The 16,563-nt window shown below is 61.7% G+C and carries 18 protein-coding genes; 7 read left to right on the top strand and 11 right to left on the bottom strand.

The window, feature by feature from the left end; translation table 11 throughout:
* Positions 1 to 213: 213 nt before the first annotated feature.
* Genes AC1RT4_RS11825 through AC1RT4_RS11815 form a run of 3 tightly spaced genes read right to left on the bottom strand, consistent with a single transcriptional unit; the run spans position 214 to position 2,651 of the window.
* Positions 214 to 906: a pseudouridine synthase gene (locus tag AC1RT4_RS11825; RefSeq protein ID WP_493085443.1), complete on the bottom strand. Its 693-nt coding sequence runs from the start codon at positions 904 to 906 to the stop codon at positions 214 to 216.
* Between the two features lie 33 nt (positions 907 to 939).
* Entirely contained in the window at positions 940 to 1,158 is a 219-nt protein-coding gene (locus AC1RT4_RS11820; RefSeq protein ID WP_085729984.1) for a cysteine-rich CWC family protein, read from the bottom strand.
* 5 nt (positions 1,159 to 1,163) lie between these two features.
* Positions 1,164 to 2,651, bottom strand: a complete 1,488-nt coding sequence (locus tag AC1RT4_RS11815) for a sensor domain-containing diguanylate cyclase (protein WP_007957956.1) — start codon at positions 2,649 to 2,651, stop codon at positions 1,164 to 1,166.
* 207 nt (positions 2,652 to 2,858) lie between these two features.
* Between AC1RT4_RS11815 and AC1RT4_RS11810 the strand changes: the two genes are divergently transcribed.
* Positions 2,859 to 3,122 (top strand): hypothetical protein, encoded by a 264-nt coding sequence (locus tag AC1RT4_RS11810; RefSeq protein ID WP_493085442.1) that lies wholly within the window; start codon positions 2,859 to 2,861, stop codon positions 3,120 to 3,122.
* A 178-nt stretch (positions 3,123 to 3,300) separates the two neighbouring features.
* Positions 3,301 to 3,699 carry a hypothetical protein gene (locus tag AC1RT4_RS11805; RefSeq protein WP_493085441.1) on the top strand — a complete coding sequence of 133 codons (399 nt, stop codon included), beginning with the start codon at positions 3,301 to 3,303 and terminating at the stop codon, positions 3,697 to 3,699.
* Positions 3,700 to 3,750: 51 nt separating this feature from the next.
* Here AC1RT4_RS11805 and dspII read toward each other — a convergent pair whose 3' ends face one another.
* Positions 3,751 to 4,863: an enoyl-CoA hydratase/isomerase DspII gene (gene dspII, locus AC1RT4_RS11800; protein WP_129972865.1), complete on the bottom strand. Its 1,113-nt coding sequence runs from the start codon at positions 4,861 to 4,863 to the stop codon at positions 3,751 to 3,753.
* Positions 4,864 to 4,995: 132 nt separating this feature from the next.
* Between dspII and ung the strand changes: the two genes are divergently transcribed.
* Positions 4,996 to 5,691: a uracil-DNA glycosylase gene (ung, locus tag AC1RT4_RS11795; RefSeq protein ID WP_085605867.1), complete on the top strand. Its 696-nt coding sequence runs from the start codon at positions 4,996 to 4,998 to the stop codon at positions 5,689 to 5,691.
* A 3-nt stretch (positions 5,692 to 5,694) separates the two neighbouring features.
* Here ung and AC1RT4_RS11790 read toward each other — a convergent pair whose 3' ends face one another.
* The 4 genes from AC1RT4_RS11790 to AC1RT4_RS11775 are packed head-to-tail and all read right to left on the bottom strand — an operon-like array spanning position 5,695 to position 9,729.
* The gene (locus AC1RT4_RS11790) at positions 5,695 to 6,726 is read right to left on the bottom strand and encodes an AbrB family transcriptional regulator (RefSeq protein WP_493085440.1); all 1,032 of its coding nucleotides are present in this window, start codon (positions 6,724 to 6,726) and stop codon (positions 5,695 to 5,697) included.
* A complete protein-coding gene (locus AC1RT4_RS11785; protein WP_007957974.1) occupies positions 6,719 to 8,233 on the bottom strand; it encodes a tripartite tricarboxylate transporter permease in 1,515 nt (504 codons plus the stop codon). The genes AC1RT4_RS11790 and AC1RT4_RS11785 overlap by 8 nt, the downstream gene beginning before the upstream one ends.
* Before the next feature lies 1 nt (position 8,234).
* A complete protein-coding gene (locus AC1RT4_RS11780; protein WP_007957976.1) occupies positions 8,235 to 8,693 on the bottom strand; it encodes a tripartite tricarboxylate transporter TctB family protein in 459 nt (152 codons plus the stop codon).
* Positions 8,694 to 8,751: 58 nt separating this feature from the next.
* Positions 8,752 to 9,729, bottom strand: a complete 978-nt coding sequence (locus tag AC1RT4_RS11775; RefSeq protein ID WP_493085439.1) for a Bug family tripartite tricarboxylate transporter substrate binding protein — start codon at positions 9,727 to 9,729, stop codon at positions 8,752 to 8,754.
* A gap of 450 nt (positions 9,730 to 10,179) precedes the next feature.
* Between AC1RT4_RS11775 and AC1RT4_RS11770 the strand changes: the two genes are divergently transcribed.
* Together AC1RT4_RS11770 and AC1RT4_RS11765 are read left to right on the top strand one after the other, a co-directional pair.
* Complete coding sequence (locus AC1RT4_RS11770) at positions 10,180 to 10,851, top strand: response regulator (protein ID WP_007957980.1); 672 nt, start codon at positions 10,180 to 10,182, stop codon at positions 10,849 to 10,851.
* On the top strand, positions 10,844 to 12,229 hold the full coding sequence (locus AC1RT4_RS11765; RefSeq protein ID WP_493085438.1) for a sensor histidine kinase: 1,386 nt from the start codon (positions 10,844 to 10,846) through the stop codon (positions 12,227 to 12,229). Before AC1RT4_RS11770 ends, AC1RT4_RS11765 begins: the two co-directional genes overlap by 8 nt.
* Here the strand turns inward: AC1RT4_RS11765 and AC1RT4_RS11760 are convergent, their stop codons facing one another.
* Both AC1RT4_RS11760 and ygfZ read right to left on the bottom strand, forming a co-directional pair.
* The gene (locus AC1RT4_RS11760; RefSeq protein WP_007957984.1) at positions 12,230 to 13,051 is read right to left on the bottom strand and encodes an HDOD domain-containing protein; all 822 of its coding nucleotides are present in this window, start codon (positions 13,049 to 13,051) and stop codon (positions 12,230 to 12,232) included.
* A gap of 35 nt (positions 13,052 to 13,086) precedes the next feature.
* Positions 13,087 to 14,028 (bottom strand): CAF17-like 4Fe-4S cluster assembly/insertion protein YgfZ, encoded by a 942-nt coding sequence (gene ygfZ / locus AC1RT4_RS11755; RefSeq protein ID WP_493085437.1) that lies wholly within the window; start codon positions 14,026 to 14,028, stop codon positions 13,087 to 13,089.
* Positions 14,029 to 14,177: 149 nt separating this feature from the next.
* Between ygfZ and AC1RT4_RS11750 the strand changes: the two genes are divergently transcribed.
* On the top strand, positions 14,178 to 14,432 hold the full coding sequence (locus AC1RT4_RS11750; RefSeq protein WP_007957989.1) for an FAD assembly factor SdhE: 255 nt from the start codon (positions 14,178 to 14,180) through the stop codon (positions 14,430 to 14,432).
* Positions 14,416 to 14,868 carry a protein YgfX gene (locus tag AC1RT4_RS11745; RefSeq protein ID WP_493085436.1) on the top strand — a complete coding sequence of 151 codons (453 nt, stop codon included), beginning with the start codon at positions 14,416 to 14,418 and terminating at the stop codon, positions 14,866 to 14,868. The genes AC1RT4_RS11750 and AC1RT4_RS11745 overlap by 17 nt, the downstream gene beginning before the upstream one ends.
* Here AC1RT4_RS11745 and nadB read toward each other — a convergent pair.
* Positions 14,837 to 16,453 (bottom strand): L-aspartate oxidase, encoded by a 1,617-nt coding sequence (gene nadB, locus AC1RT4_RS11740; protein WP_007957994.1) that lies wholly within the window; start codon positions 16,451 to 16,453, stop codon positions 14,837 to 14,839. The genes AC1RT4_RS11745 and nadB overlap by 32 nt on opposite strands.
* Positions 16,454 to 16,563 lie beyond the last annotated feature (110 nt).

The following is a 16,563-nucleotide window of genomic DNA, read 5'->3' as shown; positions in this document are numbered from 1 at the left end:
TCCGGTACAGCTGGTCGACGGGTATTGTTATTGGCGGGCAATCTGCCGGCTGAGGCGGAGCCTTGAGGCTCTCTACCGACAAAAAGTTTCTTAGAAGTTATGTGTGACTCATCGGTCACAATTTGGCCGACGTCCTGATTCAAGCAGGGGGATCCGGATCGCGCAAGTGCCGTTGGTAAATTGTTCGACAACTTCTGCTGAGCGGTCGGCTGCTTAGAACAAATGAATCTCTTCGGTGCGCAAGGCGCGGTACTCGCCCGGTTTTAGCGCGTGATCCAGCGCCAGCGGCCCCATGGATTCGCGGTGCAGACGCAGCACTTTGTTGTTGAAGTGACCAAACATGCGCTTTACCTGATGGTAGCGACCCTCGACGATGCTCAGCCGCGCTGTTCGCGGGCCGAGCACTTCCAGCTGCGCCGGTTGGGTGGTCAGGTCCTCGAAGGCGAAGTAGATCCCCTCGGCGAACTTGATCGCATATTCCGGGCCGATCTCCTGTTCGGTCTCGACGTAATAGACCTTCGGCAGTTTGGTCTGCGGCTGGGTCAGGCGCCGCGACCAGGTGCCATCGTTGGTGATCAGCATCAGCCCGGTGGTGTTGAGGTCCAGACGCCCGGCAATGTGCAGGTCGTCCTTGTCCGGCTCGTGGATCAGGTCGAGCACGGTCGGATGCTCGGGGTCGCGGGTGGCGCTGACGCAGCCCTGCGGTTTGTACAGCATGAAGTAGCGCGCCGGTTTGCCGCTTTGCAGCACTTCGTCGTCGACTTCGACGCGGCTGAATTCCAGAACTTCGCTGTGAGGGTCGCTGACGACTTTTCCGTCGATGCGCACGCGCTTTTCTACCAGCAACAGGCGAACCTGCTTGCGGTTGTAGCGGGGCAGGTTACTGAGGAAACGGTCGACGCGCATGATCAGGAATCGGCAGGAAGCGGGGCGCGCATCTTACGGGATCGACGGCTTGGCCGCTTGCAGTTGCGCCTCGACCTGGGCGCAACGCGGGCACAGGCAGGACTTGTCGCGCAGTTCCGGCGGCAGGGCTTCGAGCACTGCCGGATCGATGGAAACGCCGTAGCACCAGCAGGCACGGTCGGCGGTGCGCGGGTCGGCCAGGGTGCAGTCGTTGCGGGCGCCGCAGGCCGGGCAGAGGTCAGGTTTGTTCATGAGTGTCAGGCATAGGTCGAGTGAGGCATTTCCACGCAGGTGCGGTTGCGGCCGGTCTGTTTGGCCCGGTACATCGCATGATCGGCCCGGGACAGCAGGCTGTGCAAGGTGTCATCCCGTTGCAGGGTGGTGGCGCCGATGCTGACCGTCAGATTCAGGGTGTGACCGTTGTAGGCATATTCATGCTGTTCGACGTGCTGGCGGATCTTCTCGGCAATCTTCTGACCGGTCTCGCCGTCGGTGTCCTTCAGCAGAACGATAAATTCCTCACCGCCCCAGCGGCAGACGATGTCGGAATGCCGCAGGCAGCTTTGCAGATCCCGGGCGAACCCGATCAGCACCTGATCGCCGGCCATGTGTCCGTAGGTGTCATTCAAGACCTTGAAGTGATCCAGATCCAGCAGCAGCGCGGTCAGCGGTTTTGGCTCGCGATGGGCTTCGTGTAGCGCTTGCACGGCGAGCAGGTCGAAGCCACGGCGGTTGGGCAGTTCGGTGAGGCTGTCGAGGGTGGCCTGGGCGTGGATCTTTTCCTGATATCGGCGGATCAACCGGTTGACCAGGGCCAGCACGATCAGCGTTACCAGCAGGCAGATCAGCAGATTGAGGTACAGCGACTGGCGGATTTCGCTGAGTGCGCCGTCTTCGCGTTTATCGACGAACAGGTACCAGTTCAACTCAGGAATGAACCGCACGTTGAGGAAATGTCCCTGACCGTGGGCGGAATATTCGTAGCTGCCGCTGTGGGGTTTGGGCAACTGGCTGACCAGGCTTTTCATGCTGTCGAGGTCGTTCAGGCTTTTCCCGACTGGCGCCCCTTCCGGCCCGCCCTCGGCGCCGGTCAAGACCAGTCGGCCGAAGGTGTCGACGAAGTAAACGCTGCGTTGATAACGCTGCTGGTACTTGTCGATCAGCTTGATCACCGCGTCCACTGTCAACCCTACGCCGGCGGCGCCGATGAAGCGATCGTTGTAGTCGTAGACCTTGTAGTTGATGAAGAAGGTCATGTTGTCTTTGTTGGCCAGGTCCGGGTCGACGTTGATCTCGTACGGATCCTTCATGTCGCGCACGCGGAAGTACCAGGCGTCGCGCGGCTCGTCGATCTTCACCTGCTTGAGCACGCCCTTGGCGTGGTAGTAGGTGTGGGTGCTGTTGGAAATGAAGAACGCGGTGTACGCGCCGTAGTGGGTCATGACCTCGTCGAGGTAGCGGGTCATCTGGTCGCTGTCTTTTTCGCCGTTCACCACCCAGTCGCGCATGAAGGTGTCGCGGGACATCATCGAGGAAATCAGGATCGGTCTGACGAGGTCTTTCTGGATTTCCGAGTACACCGTGTCGGACGTCAGCGGCAGTTCGGTGTTGACGATGTTGTCGCGGATCGATGCCCGCGAGGCGTAGTAGCTGAGCAGCGAGGTGGCGAGAAAACCTGCGCCGAGGAGGGCGACCAGAGTCAATACCAGCGAACGTTGGGAGTAAAACGCAGATCTGAGCGGCATTGGCAGTTCCGTCGACGGTGGCCCGATGGCAGCATTCTAGTGGCAGTGACGAGGAAAAGGTTGCGGCATATTTGCCTGAAATGAGCAGCCTGTTGCGCCGCTGATCCGAAGGGTGATGGAAGTTGGCACTCGGTAGGGGTTAGCCAGTCAAATCTCTTGTCAGCCGGTCTGTGCCGACTGCTGTCGCAGGTCTTTCAGGAGGCCGTCATGCGTATTTCAGAATTGCTGCGTCGGGTGCTGCTGGGAGCAGTGCTCGGGTTTGGGCTGTCCGGTTGTTATTACTACGCCGGCGGCTACGATGTTTACTCCTCGCCCTATTACTATCCCGGTTACTACTCGCCCTATTACTACGGTGGTTATTACGGTCCGCGCTACTACGGCGGTGCCCGCTATTACTACGGCGGCCATGGCTATCGCGGCGGTTACGGACGGGGTTATCACGGCGGCGGATACCACGGTGGGCACCACTAATCAGCGGCTGAATGACGGCGTTTCTGGATGAACAAGGTTTCATCAATCACTTGTTTCAAGTTGTTGCAGAAACGCACCGGATGCCGAAAACGCTGTCAGATATTTCGTCAGTCGCCGAATGAAAGACTGACGCCTGCCAGCGTCGCTGGTGTGGCTACCCGCGGTCCAGGAGGCCGCCATGTATCGCCGAATTCTTCTGTTTACCGTGATGCTTTTTTCCCTTGGCGGATGCGTCCCTTATTCCTACGGAGATGGCTACTACAGCTCAGAGGTCTACACATCGCAGGCACCTTCGTATTACAGCGGTGGCACTTATTACACCGGCGGCACGTATTATTCGGCGCCGCGCTACTACCAGCCAGCACCACGTTATTACCAACCGGCTCCACGCTACTACTCGGCGCCTCGTTACTACCAACCGGCCCCGCGCTACTACGAGAACCGTCGCTGGCACGGTCATGATCGCGGACGCTGGGATGACCACCGTCGCGGTGGTTGGGATGATCGCCGGGGTCGTGGCAACTACGACCGTCACAGTGGACGCGGCGATTACAACCGGCACGGCAACCGCTGGTAACCCCCCGCAAAAAAGCGGCGCATTGAGCGCCGCTTTTTTTGTGCCCGGATTTCAGTAACTGGAGAGATCCGCCAACGGATGCCGCCCCTCCCAAACCTTGTGAAAGTGCGCCTCGACCACCGCGTCCGGCACCCGGGCGATGTCCGGCCAGTGCCAGTGCGGTTTGTGATCCTTGTCGATCAGCCGCGCCCGAACCCCTTCGCTGAACTCCGGATGTCGGCAGCAATTGAGGCTCAAGGTGTATTCCATCTGAAAGACTTCGGCCAGCGACAAGTGGCGGGCGCGGATGATCTGTTCCCAGACCAGATGCGCCGTCAGTGGCGAGCCTTCACTCATGGTTTTCGCCGCACGGGCAATCAACAGGTCGCTGCTGTCTCGATGCAGGCTGATGGCTTTCCAGGCACAGGTCACGTCGCTGACATCCAGCCATTCATCGATCTGCTGCCGACGCGGCAGCCATTGCGCCTCAGGCATTTGCGCCACGGCTTCCTGCTGAAGCGCCTTGAGCAGGCTGTTGAGCTGCATGGCGGTCTGTTCCTGCCAGTTCAACTGCAACAAGCCGTCGATCAGTTCCTGCTGCTGTTCGTCGAGCAGGAAGCGGTCGGCCAGGTCCAGATCGATCGCATCGCGGCCGTTCATATGTGCGCCGGTCAGGCCGAGGAACAAACCGAGCTTGCCCGGCAATCGAGACAGGAACCAACTGGCGCCGACATCCGGGTACAGGCCGATGCTGATTTCCGGCATCGCCAGACGACTGCTCGGCGTGACGATCCTGATGCTCGCGCCTTGCAGCAGGCCCATGCCGCCGCCGAGCACATAGCCATGGCCCCAGCAGATCAACGGTTTCGGGTAAGTATGCAGGCTGTAGTCCAGACGGTATTCAGCGTTGAAAAACTGTGCGGCCAGCGGCGGCACTTCGCCGGGATGGGCGCGACAGGCTTCCACCAGGCTGCGCACTTCGCCGCCGGCGCAGAAGGCCTTGGCGCCGTTGCCGCGCAGCAGCACGCAGACGATTTGCGGATCCTTGGCCCAGGCGTTCAGTTTGTCACTCAGGGCGTGGATCATCGGCAGGGACAGCGCATTGAGCGACTTTTCGGCATCCAGCGTGGCCACGCCGATGCGCGCGCCGTCGGTGCCGGTGAGTTCTTCGAAGTGCAGATTCATCGTGACCTCGATCGGGAATTTGAACGATCAGTATGATCGCTGTGTGGGAAAGTGCCGGATCTGCGTCAGATCAATTGACAAGCGTGGTCGGCTTTCCTAGGGTTCGCCCCATTGTTTTTGCCGGGTATGACCATGACTGCTGACGACCGTATCAAACTCGAACCGAGCTGGAAGGAGGCACTGCGTGCCGAATTCGACCAGCCCTACATGGCAGAGTTGCGCACTTTTCTGCAGCAGGAGCGGGCGGCCGGCAAGGAAATCTATCCGCCGGGCCCGATGATCTTCAATGCGCTGAATTCGACGCCGCTGGACAAGGTAAAAGTGGTCATCCTCGGCCAGGACCCTTACCACGGCCCGGGCCAGGCCCACGGCTTGTGCTTCTCGGTGCAACCGGGCGTGCCGGCGCCGCCGTCGCTGGTCAACATCTATAAAGAGCTGAAGCGCGACCTGAACATCGACATCCCCAACCACGGCTATCTGCAGAGCTGGGCGGATCAGGGCGTGTTGATGCTCAACACCACCATGACCGTCGAACGCGCCAACGCCAATGCGCACAAGGACAAGGGCTGGCAGTTTTTTACGGACCGGATCATTGAGGTGGTCAGCCAGCAGCAACCGCATCTGGTGTTCATGCTCTGGGGCGCGCATGCGCAGAGCAAACAAAAGCTGATCGACGCCACCAAGCATCTGGTGCTGACCTCGGTGCATCCGTCACCGCTGTCGGCCTATCGCGGCTTTCTCGGTTGCGGGCACTTCAGCCGTACCAACAAATTCCTCGAGCAGAACGGCGAAGCGCCGATCGAGTGGCGCCTGCCGTCGGTGGTCTGATGCTCAGGGCTGGCGGTTCCAGTATTTGAACAACGGTTCCGCCAGAAACAGCACGAACAACAACCGCATCACCTGCATCGCCGTCACCAGCGGCACCGACAATTGCAGGGTTTCCGCGGTCAGGCTCATCTCGGCGATCCCGCCGGGCATCATGCCCAGGGTCAGCGATCGCAGATCCAGATGGGTCATTGCACTCAGTCCCAACGCCGCCAGGGTCGCGATCAACATGGTCAGCGCCGTTCCGATCAACGTGCGTCCCATGAACGATGGCGCGCGGCGGAAGAACTGGCGATTGAAGTGACAACCCAGACCACTGCCGATCAGCCACTGGCCGATCTGACTGCCGCCATTGGGCAGGCCGATGTGCAGATCCCAGCCGATGCTCACTGCCGCGCTGACCAGCAGAGGGCCGAACAGCCAAGGGTTGGGTTGACGCAGACGTTGCCAGAGCCAGGCGAGCAGGCCGCCCGCCGGAAAAAGAATCGCCAGCCAGCGCCAGTCGACGCTGCCAGCGTGTGAAATCGGTGTGCCGTCACCCAGCAGATACTTGAACGCCGCCGGAACACACAACACCACCACCAACACCCGCAGACTCTGCCCGGCCGCGACGTGGCTGAGCATCGCGCCGTTGCGGGCGCCGAGGTTGACCATCTCGCCGGAGCCGCCGGGCATGCTGGAGAAAAACGCTGTGGCGCGATCCTCACCGGTGCGGCGCATCAGCCACACGCCGACCACCGCCGACAGGCTGGTGACCAGCGCGCCGAAGAAGATCAGGCCGAAGTGGCTGAGCACCTGCTCCATCACCAGTGGGGTGAAGTGCAGGCCGATGCCGATCCCGACGATCCACTGGCCGCACTTGCGGCCGCCAGGGATTTCAGCCAATTGCCATGGGGTCAGGCAGCGCACCAGGATGATCGCCAGCAACGAGCCGACCATCCACGGCAGCGGCCAGCCGATCTGGCTGGCGACATAGCCACCAAGCAGACCGACCAGCGGTGTTCCCCACCATTGTTTCAACGAAGAGCGATCAAACATCGGCAATCGCGTTCCGGGCAGCGGAGCGACGGCGCCAGATGCGCAGCAGCGGGAACGCCAGCATCAGCGCGGTCAGCACCCAGACACCGAAGGTGATCGGGCTCGACCAGAGGATGTCCAGCGCACCGTTGGAAATCGACAGCGCCCGGCGCAGGTTCTGCTCCATCAGGCCGCCGAGGATGAAGCCCAGCAGGACTGGCGACAGCGGGAAATCCAGTTTGCGCAGGATGTAGCCGAAGATACCGATGCCGACCATCAGGAACAGGTCGAACGTGGTCGCGTGCACGGCGTAGACGCCGATCCCGGTAATGATCGCGATCACCGGCACCAGTGCCCAGTTCGGCACGGCGAGGATGCGGGTGAAGATGCGGATCATCGGGATGTTCAGGATCACCAGCATGATGTTGGCGATGAACAGCGAGGCGATCAGGCCCCAGACGATGTCCGGCTGTTGCTGGAACAGCAGCGGGCCCGGGGTGATGTTGTACAGCGACAGAGCGCCGATCATCACTGCCGTGGTGCCCGAACCCGGAACGCCGAGGGTCAGCATCGGCACCAGCGCGCCGCAAGCGGAGGCACCGATGGCGGTTTCCGGCGCAGCGAGGCCGCGGGCGTCGCCCTGACCAAACTTGCCGCTGGCACCGGCGATGCGTTTCTCGGTCATGTAGGCCACGGCGCTGGCGAGGGTCGCACCGGCACCCGGCAACACGCCCATGATGAAACCGAGCAGGCCGCAACGGATGTTCACCACGAACACCGACGCCGCTTCCTTGAAGTTGAACATCATCCGCCCGGTAGCTTTCACCGCTTCCTGGCCGCGATGGGTTTTCTCCAACAGCAGAAGGATTTCGCTGATCGAGAACAGGCCCAGCACCAGCACCACGAACTGAATGCCGTCAGTCAGGTGAATGTTGTCGCCGGTGAAGCGATAAACACCGCTGTTGGCGTCGATGCCGACGCTGGACAGGAACAGACCGATCAACGCCGCGATGAAGGTTTTCAACGGTCGGTCACCGGCCATGCCGCCCAGGCAGACAATCGCGAACACCATCAACACGAAGTATTCTGCCGGCCCGAAGGCTATCGCCCATTTCGCCAGCAGCGGCGCGAACAGCACCATGCCGCAGGTGGCGATGAAGGCGCCGATGAACGAGCTCCACGCCGACAACGACAGCGCCACACCGGCCAGGCCTTTGCGGGCCATCGGGTAACCGTCGAGGGTGGTCATCACGGTGGAGGCTTCGCCCGGAATGTTCAGCAGGATCGAGCTGATCCGGCCGCCGTATTCGCAACCCAGATAAACCGCCGCCAGCAGGATCAGTGCCGATTCCGGCGGCAGCCCGAGGGCGAATGCAATCGGGATCAGCAACGCCACGCCATTGATCGGGCCCAGGCCCGGCAACAAACCGACCACGGTGCCGATCAGCGTGCCCGTCAGGGCCGTGACCAGGTTGTACGGACTCAGCGCGACGCCGAAGCCCTGACCCAAATAACCGAGAGTATCCATATCAGTTCTCCAGAACGTCGAGCAGGCCGAGGGGCAGCGGTACGTCCATCACGCGGTCGAACAGCACGTACAAACCGATCGCCATCAGCGTCGTGACAATGACGCTGGGCACCCAGCGCCCGCCATACAGGCGCGCCATCGGGATGCCGATCAGAATGCTGCTGAGGATGAAGCCCAGCGGTTCGAACAAGCCGGCGAACACCAGCAGCAGGGCGACGCAGATCGAGATCTTGGTCAGGGTTTCGCGATCCAGCGGCGGTTCGTCCTCACTGTGTTTGATGGGCGCCGGGCGAAACACCATGTACAGCAGCGCCAGGCCCATCAGGCCCAGCATCAGCAGTGGGAATGCCCGAGGGCCGACCGGTTCGTAGGAAAAAGCCGCCTGATACGGCCAGGCCATCAGTGCCAGGCTGGCGCAGACCAGCAACAGCACCGAGGCAAAAATGCGTTGAATAAGCATGGGGAGCTCCTGGGCCACGACCCTGCGAGGCAGGGCCGTGACCGCTAGACAGAGACGATCACTGAATCAGGCCGAACTCTTTGGCCAGCACCTTGTAGTCCGCCACTTGTTTCTTGACGTAGGTGTCCAGTTCGGGACCGGTCATGGCGAACGGGAAGAGCTCACGCTGATCGCGCAGCTTGGCGAAGTCTTCCGAGGCCAGCAGTTTGTCGAAGGAGTCTTTCCACCAGGCGTAGTCTTCATCGCTGACTTTTGGCCCGAGGTAGAAACCGCGCACCACCGGCCAGACGATGTCGTAGCCTTGTTCGCGAGCGGTCGGGATGTCCTTCATTTCCGGCTCGTCCAGGCGTTTCTCGGCAAACACGGCCAGCAGGCGCATGTCACCGCTGAGGATGTGCGGCATGGAGTCGGAGATGTCGGTACTGCCGACCTGGATGTGGCCGCCGAGCAGAGCGGTGGCGATCTCGCCGCCACCTTCGAGGGCGACATAACGCAGGTCGCGCGGGTTGATCCCGGCGGCTTTGGCGATCAGGGCGGTCTGCATCCAGTCCTGGCTGCCGACGGTGCCGCCGGAACCGATCACCACAGCGCTCGGATCTTTCTTCAGCGCTTTGACCAGATCGTCGAGGCTCTTGTAGGGCGAATCGCTTTTTACGGCGATGGCGCCATAGCTGGTGCCGACCGCCGCCAGCCAGCGCACGTTGGTTTCATCGAACCGGCCGAACTTGCCCTGGGCCAGGTTCAGCAACGAACCGCTGGACCACGCCACCAGAGTGCCCGCATCGGCGGGACGCTGCGCCACAACGGCGTTGTACGCCACCGCGCCGACGCCGCCGGGCATGTAGGTCACGCGCATCGGTTTGGTCAGCAGTTTTTCGTTGACCAGCGCGCTTTGCGCCAGTTTGCAGGTCAGGTCGAAACCGCCGCCGGGGGAGGCGGGGGCGATGCATTCCGGACGTTTCGGTTCGGCCATCAGTTGGCCGGCGAACAGCACGCAACCGGCGGCGAGGGCGAAACGGCGCAGGGATCGGTTCATGAGTGTCTCCACGGGAGTTGTTGTTTTTGGGGATGTTTCAGGTGCGGCAGTTTCGCGCGCGCAGGCTAACAGGCTCAGACCCGGACGGGTTGAACGCCGCGCAGCCGACGATGGCGCTGACAAGCGAAAACGGGGAAATTCGAGAGGAAGAATGAAACGGGTCAACCTGAAGCTGTGTGGACAGCATGGTGCAGTACCTCGTTATTGTTCTTATTGGCGAAAACGCATCGAGGCGTTTTTCGAGAGCTACGTTTTGAAGCTACGGTGTAAGGACAGACAAAACGGCGATGGTCGGCAGTCGGGACCCTCGGTGAAGCGACTCTAACGGCCCAACCTTTCGCTAACCTTTCAGTATTCTTTCGCGTGTTTTCGGGCTTCACAGTGGCGGTTGCGGCTGTAAACTCCGCCGCAAAGAATGGCGTCGGCCATCCCTGAATGAGGTAGAGATCCATGCGTGTCCTGCTCGTCGAAGACCATTTGCCGCTGGCCGAAAGCGTTGCCCAGGCGCTCAAGAGCACCGGTCTGACTGTGGATGTCTTGCACGATGGCGTGGCTGCCGATCTGGCCCTGGGCAGCGAGGAGTACGCGGTGGCGATCCTTGATGTCGGCCTGCCGCGCATGGACGGTTTTGAAGTGCTGGCGCGCCTGCGGGCCCGGGGCAAGAACCTGCCGGTGCTGATGCTGACCGCTCGCAGCGACGTCAAGGATCGGGTCCATGGGCTCAATCTTGGGGCCGACGATTATCTGGCTAAACCGTTCGAACTCACCGAACTCGAAGCGCGGGTCAAGGCCCTGTTGCGCCGCAGCGTGCTCGGCGGCGAACGCCAGCAGCGTTGCGGTGTGCTGGCCTACGACCTCGACACCCGGCGCTTCACTCTCGGCGATGAGCTGCTGACGCTGACCTCCCGCGAACAGGCAGTGCTGGAAGCGCTGATTGCCCGTCCGGGGCGGGTGATGAGCAAGGAACAACTGGCTGCGCAGGTGTTCGGTCTCGACGAAGAGGCCAGCCCGGACGCCATCGAAATCTACGTGCATCGCCTGCGCAAGAAACTCGACGGCCATTCGGTGGCCATCGTGACTTTCCGGGGCCTGGGTTATCTGCTGGAAAGCCGCGATGCATAAGCCCAGCAGCCTGCGCTGGCGGTTGCTGTGGAACCTTGCGCTGTTGCTGGTGGTGTTGATGCTCGCCAGCGGATTGAGCGCGTACTGGAACGGTCGCGAAGCTGCCGACACCGCCTACGACCGCACGCTGCTGGCCTCGGCGCGGACCATCGCCGCCGGTCTGTCGCAGCGCGATGGCAGTCTCAGTGCCGACGTGCCTTACGTGGCGCTGGATACCTTCGCTTACGACAGCGCCGGGCGCATCTATTACCAGGTCAACGACATCAACCAGAAGTTGATTTCCGGCTACGAAAACCTGCCGGGCCCGCCTCCGGGCACGCCGAGAACCGACAGTTATCCCGCCCTGGCGCGCTTTTACGACGCGAAATATCAGGGGCAGAACGTACGCGTGGTGAGCCTGCTCAAAGCGGTCAGCGAGCCGAACATGAACGGCATGGCGGAAATCCGCGTCGCCGAAACCGATGAAGCACGTGTCAGCATGGCCCGCAGTCTGGCGGCCGACACTTTGCTGCGATTGGGCATGCTGGCGATTGGCGCGTTGTTGCTGGTGTGGTTTGCAGTGAGTGCGGCGCTGCGGCCGATCGAACGTTTGCGCACCGCAGTGGAAGAGCGCCAGCCAGATGACTTGCGGCCGTTGCCGTTGGTCGAGGTGCAACACGAGTTGTGGCCGCTGGTGCGGGCGCTCAATCACTTTACCGAACGCCTGCGCGGGCAATTCGAGCGGCAGGCGCAATTCATCGCCGATGCGGCCCATGAACTGCGCACACCACTGGCGGCGCTCAAGGCGCGGCTTGAACTGGGCTTGCGCTCGAACGAGCCGCGGACCTGGCGCGACACGTTGGAATCCTCGGCGCAAAGCACGGATCGCCTGACCCATCTGGCCAATCAGTTGCTGTCGCTGGCCCGGGTGGAAAACGGCGCCCGGGCGATCGCTGAGGGTGGTGCGCAGTTGCTCGATTTAAGTCAGTTGGCCCGGGAACTGGGCATGGCCATGGCTCCACTGGCTCACGCGCGGGGTGTCGCGTTGGCGCTGGAAGCGGACGAGCCGGTCTGGCTGCGTGGCGAGCCGACGTTGCTCAACGAATTGCTGAGCAATCTGGTGGACAACGCGCTGGCGCACACGCCGCCGGGCGGCAACGTGATTCTGCGGGTCACGGCGCCGGCGGTGCTGGAGGTTGAAGACGATGGGCCGGGCATTCCGCTGGAGGAGCGGGATCGGGTGTTCGAACGCTTTTACCGGCGCAACCAGCAGGTGGCCGGTTCCGGGCTGGGGTTGGCGATTGTCGGGGAAATCTGCCGCGCGCATCTGGCGCAGATCAGTCTGCACGATGGCGAGCAGGCGGGTTTGAAGGTGCGGGTGAGTTTTGTCGCCGGTTGATCAGTAGAACATTGACCGCGATTCTTCCAGATCGGCGCACAGCGCCTTGTTGTCCGGATCGATGCCGAGCTTGCGGAATGCCGGCACGCTGAACGGATCGATGCGGGCCATCGGGTGATCGGTGTCCTTGTGGCAATACAGGCTGGCCACTTGCACGATGTCGACATAATCGATCTGCTGCGATTCGCGCTTGAGGTCCTGATACAGCCCCGGCAACTCCACCAGGCGCTCGGGGAATTCCCATACCCGCAACAGCTTGTCGCCGAGCAACGGGTGAATGTGGTCGATCACATGGTTCAGGCTGACCGGATCCGACAGCAATTCGTAGTGGTCTTCGGCATAGGTCAGGATCGGCAGCACGCCGATCTGATGAACCAGTCCACCGAGCGCGGCCTGATCGGGCTTGAGTTGGGTGTAGCGGCGGCACAGGGCGTAGCTGACGCCGGCGATCTCCAGGCTCTTGCGCCAGACTTCGCGCATCTTCTGTTCGACCACGTCGGAGCGGGCGTGGAAGATCTGCTCCATCACCAGACCGATCGCCAGGTTGCTACTGTAATTGACGCCGAGCCGGGTGATGGCGGTGTGCAGGTCGGTGACTTCCTGAGTGGCGCGCAGCAGCGGGCTGTTGACCACTTTGATCAGGCGCGCCGACAGCGCCGTGTCGCGGCCGATCACTTTGCTCAGGTCGCTGACGCTGATATCCGGGTCTTCAGCGGCCTTGCGAATCTGCAGGGCCACTTCCGGTAACGTTGGCAGAACCAGGTCATCGTTATCGATGGCCTCAACCAAATCCTGTTGGACCTTATCCGCCAGCTCACTCATGTCGTTTCTCTAGGGTGTTGCAACAAATGCTGCGATCAACGCTGGATTTCGCGGTCGCGATCCAGTTCGTAAGGCAGGTCGAGCAAGTGCAGCGCCGGACCTTCGGCCGTGCCCAGATGCAAATCGCCTGCGTCGGCAGCTTCGGCCTGCAACACCGCCAGCAGTTCAATATTCTTTTCGGTACGGGCGGCGAGCACCACTTCGCCGATGGAGCTGCCGTGGCTCGGGGCGAATAGCGGGGTGCCCGGCTCCGGCAATTCACTGGCGTCCAGTTGCACGCGGTACAGGCGACGCTTGAGTTTGCCCAGATACTGCATGCGCGCGACGATTTCCTGGCCGGTGTAGCAGCCTTTCTTGAAACTCACGCCGCCGACGGCCTGCAGATTAAGCATCTGCGGGATGAACAGCTCGCGGGTACTCGGCATGACCTGGCCGATACCGGCGCGGATCTGGCCCAGCAGCCACTGATTGAGTTCGGCTTCGGTCAATTGCGCGGACAGCTTGCCTTTGACGGTGTCGGTCTGATCGGCAGGTACCCAGAGTTCGGCCCGGTTCGGGGAAACGCGAATCGCGATCAGCCCTTCGTGGCGAGCCACGCTGTCGGTATCCGCCGGCAGTTCCAGACCCAAGCTGCTCAGGGCTGCATCGCCATGATCCAGACCGAAGCGCACCCAGGAGGCGCTTTCGTCGGTCAGTTTCGATTTGGAGAACACCGCGTACTTTTTCAGATCCGCCAGTTGCGGCTCCAGCAGCTCGCCGGCCATCGCCAGCAGCACGCCGTCGCCTTCCAGCACGATGCGGAAACTCGACTGCATCCGGCCTTTCTGCGTGCAACGGGCACCAAGGCTGGCCTGGGTTTCACTCAGGTAATTGATGTTGCAGGTCAGCTGGCCTTGCAGGAATTTGCCGGCATCCGCGCCGCGAACCGCGAGAACGCCTTCATGAGAGAGGGTGCAGAAAAAAGCAGAATCGGCCATGGGTCATCGCAGGGTAAATAGACTGGGGCACATCATAAGGGGGTGGTGTTGAAATGGGTAGTTGATAAAGGATCGGTGGTGCCCGACCAAAGCCGACTGTTCGACCTGCTTCGGGCCTGTATACTTGCGGCCTATTTGAGGAGGGCTCCATGGTCGAACAAGTTGAACTGAATCGCCTCTTTTGGCACAGCCGTCGCGGCATGCTGGAACTCGACGTGTTGCTGGTGCCGTTCGTGAAAGAGGTCTACGCCAATCTGAACGAGGTGGATCGCGCGCTGTATGTCCGCCTGCTCGAGTGCGAGGATCAGGACATGTTCGGCTGGTTCATGGAGCGCAGCGAATCGGAAGATCCCGAGCTGCAACGCATGGTCCGCATGATTCTGGATCGTGTCCAGCCCAAGTAACACGTTTGAATGCCGCTGGCATGCCTCACGGCAGTTGCTGGCGGCTTATCTTCTGGCCCAGGCATTCGCGCTGGGTTCTCTGTTTCTGTTATCGATTTCTTTCTGGGCCGGATTGCCCGGGGCTTTCGTGTGTCTCGGCCATGCTGCGTGGGTGTTGCCACGGCAGATTCTGCTGAGTCATCCCAAGGCATTCTGCGGATTGCGTCGGGACACGGATGGCTGGCAGCTGTGGAACAAGGCCGATGGCTGGCAAGCAGTGCAATTGCGCCCGGACAGTCTGGCGCTGCCGCTGATCGTGGTGCTGCGCTTTCGCTTGCGTGGTGAACGGCGGGTCAGGTCGATCTGTGTAACGCGGGATTCGCAGGCGGCGGATCTGCACCGACGCCTGCGGGTACGCCTCAAGTTCAGCCGACGTAGGTGGGCGGCACCAGAATAGTGTCGAGTGCTTCGGGCAGCAGGTCCGGATAGTCGAGGGTGTAATGCAGGCCTCGGCTCTCCTTGCGCTCCATGGCCGAGCGGATCATCAGTTCCGCTACCTGCGCCAGATTGCGCAACTCGATCAGGTCGCGGCTGACTTTATAGTTGCTGTAGAACTCGTCGATTTCATCCAGCAGCAGACGCACGCGATGCTGCGCCCGTTGCAGGCGCTTGTTGGTGCGCACGATGCCCACGTAGTCCCACATGAAGCGCCGCAATTCGTCCCAGTTGTGGGCGATGATCACGTCTTCATCGGAGTCGGTCACCTGACTGGCGTCCCAGGCGGGCAGGGCGCGCGGGATGGCGACGTCGGGCAGTTGCTCGAGAATGTCCGCCGCTGCCGAGCGGGCGTAGACGAAGCATTCGAGCAGCGAGTTGCTAGCCATGCGGTTGGCGCCGTGCAGGCCGGTGAAGCTGGTTTCGCCGATGGCGTACAGGCCGGGCACGTCGGTGCGGCCCTGTTGATCGACCATCACGCCGCCGCAGGTGTAGTGCGCGGCCGGTACGACCGGGATCGGTTGTTTGGTGATGTCGATGCCGAATCCGAGGCAGCGCTCGTAGACAGTCGGGAAGTGCGATTTGATGAAGGCTTCGGGTTTGTGGCTGATGTCGAGGTAGACGCAGTCGACGCCCAGACGCTTCATTTCATGGTCGATGGCGCGAGCGACGATGTCCCGAGGCGCCAGTTCTGCACGTGAGTCGAAACGCTGCATGAAGCGTTCGCCGTTCGGCAGCTTCAAATGGGCGCCTTCGCCGCGCAGGGCCTCGGTTACCAGGAAGCTCTTGGCTTGCGGGTGATAGAGACAGGTGGGGTGGAACTGGTTGAACTCCAGGTTCGCCACCCGGCAGCCCGAACGCCAGGCCATGGCGATGCCATCACCGCAGGCACCGTCGGGGTTGCTTGTATATAGATAGACTTTGGCAGCGCCGCCGGACGCCAGGATCACGAAGCGTGCGCCGAAGGTATCGACTTCCCCGGTTTTGCGGTTGAGTACGTAGGCGCCCAGGCAGCGTTCGCCTTCCAGCCCTAGCCGACGCTCGGTGATCAGATCGACCGCTACCCGCTGTTCGAGTAGTTCGATGTTCGGGCGCTCTTTGGCCTGGGCCAGCAGGGTGGTGAAGATCGCGGCGCCAGTGGCATCGGCGGCGTGGATGATCCGTCGATGGCTGTGGCCGCCTTCGCGGGTCAGGTGGAATTCGAAGCCGCCGTCTTCCGTGCCGGACTGTTCGTCACGAGTGAACGGTACGCCCTGGTCGATCAGCCACTGGATCGCTTCCTTGCTGTGCTCGACGGTGAAACGCACCGCGTCTTCATGGCACAGACCGCCGCCAGCATTGAGGGTGTCATCGACATGGGATTCGACAGTGTCGGTGTCGTCCAGCACGGCCGCGACGCCACCTTGTGCCCAATAGGTCGAGCCGTTGGCGAGGTCGCCTTTGCTCAGTACGGCGATGCGCAAGTGACCGGGCAGGGTCAGCGCGAGACTCAAACCGGCAGCGCCGCTGCCAATCACCAGAACATCGTGTTGAAACTGTTGGCTCATTTCAGGATTCCGCTCAAAGCGACCCGGGTCGGGGTTGGCGCAGGACAGGCGGATGGGCGAGTCGAGACAGCCACACAGCCCACTAGTATATAGAGGGGTGGGGCGGCACA

This window comes from Pseudomonas sp. GW821-FHT11D10 (assembly GCF_058808435.1).
This window is presented reverse-complemented; position numbering and strand designations above follow the sequence as displayed.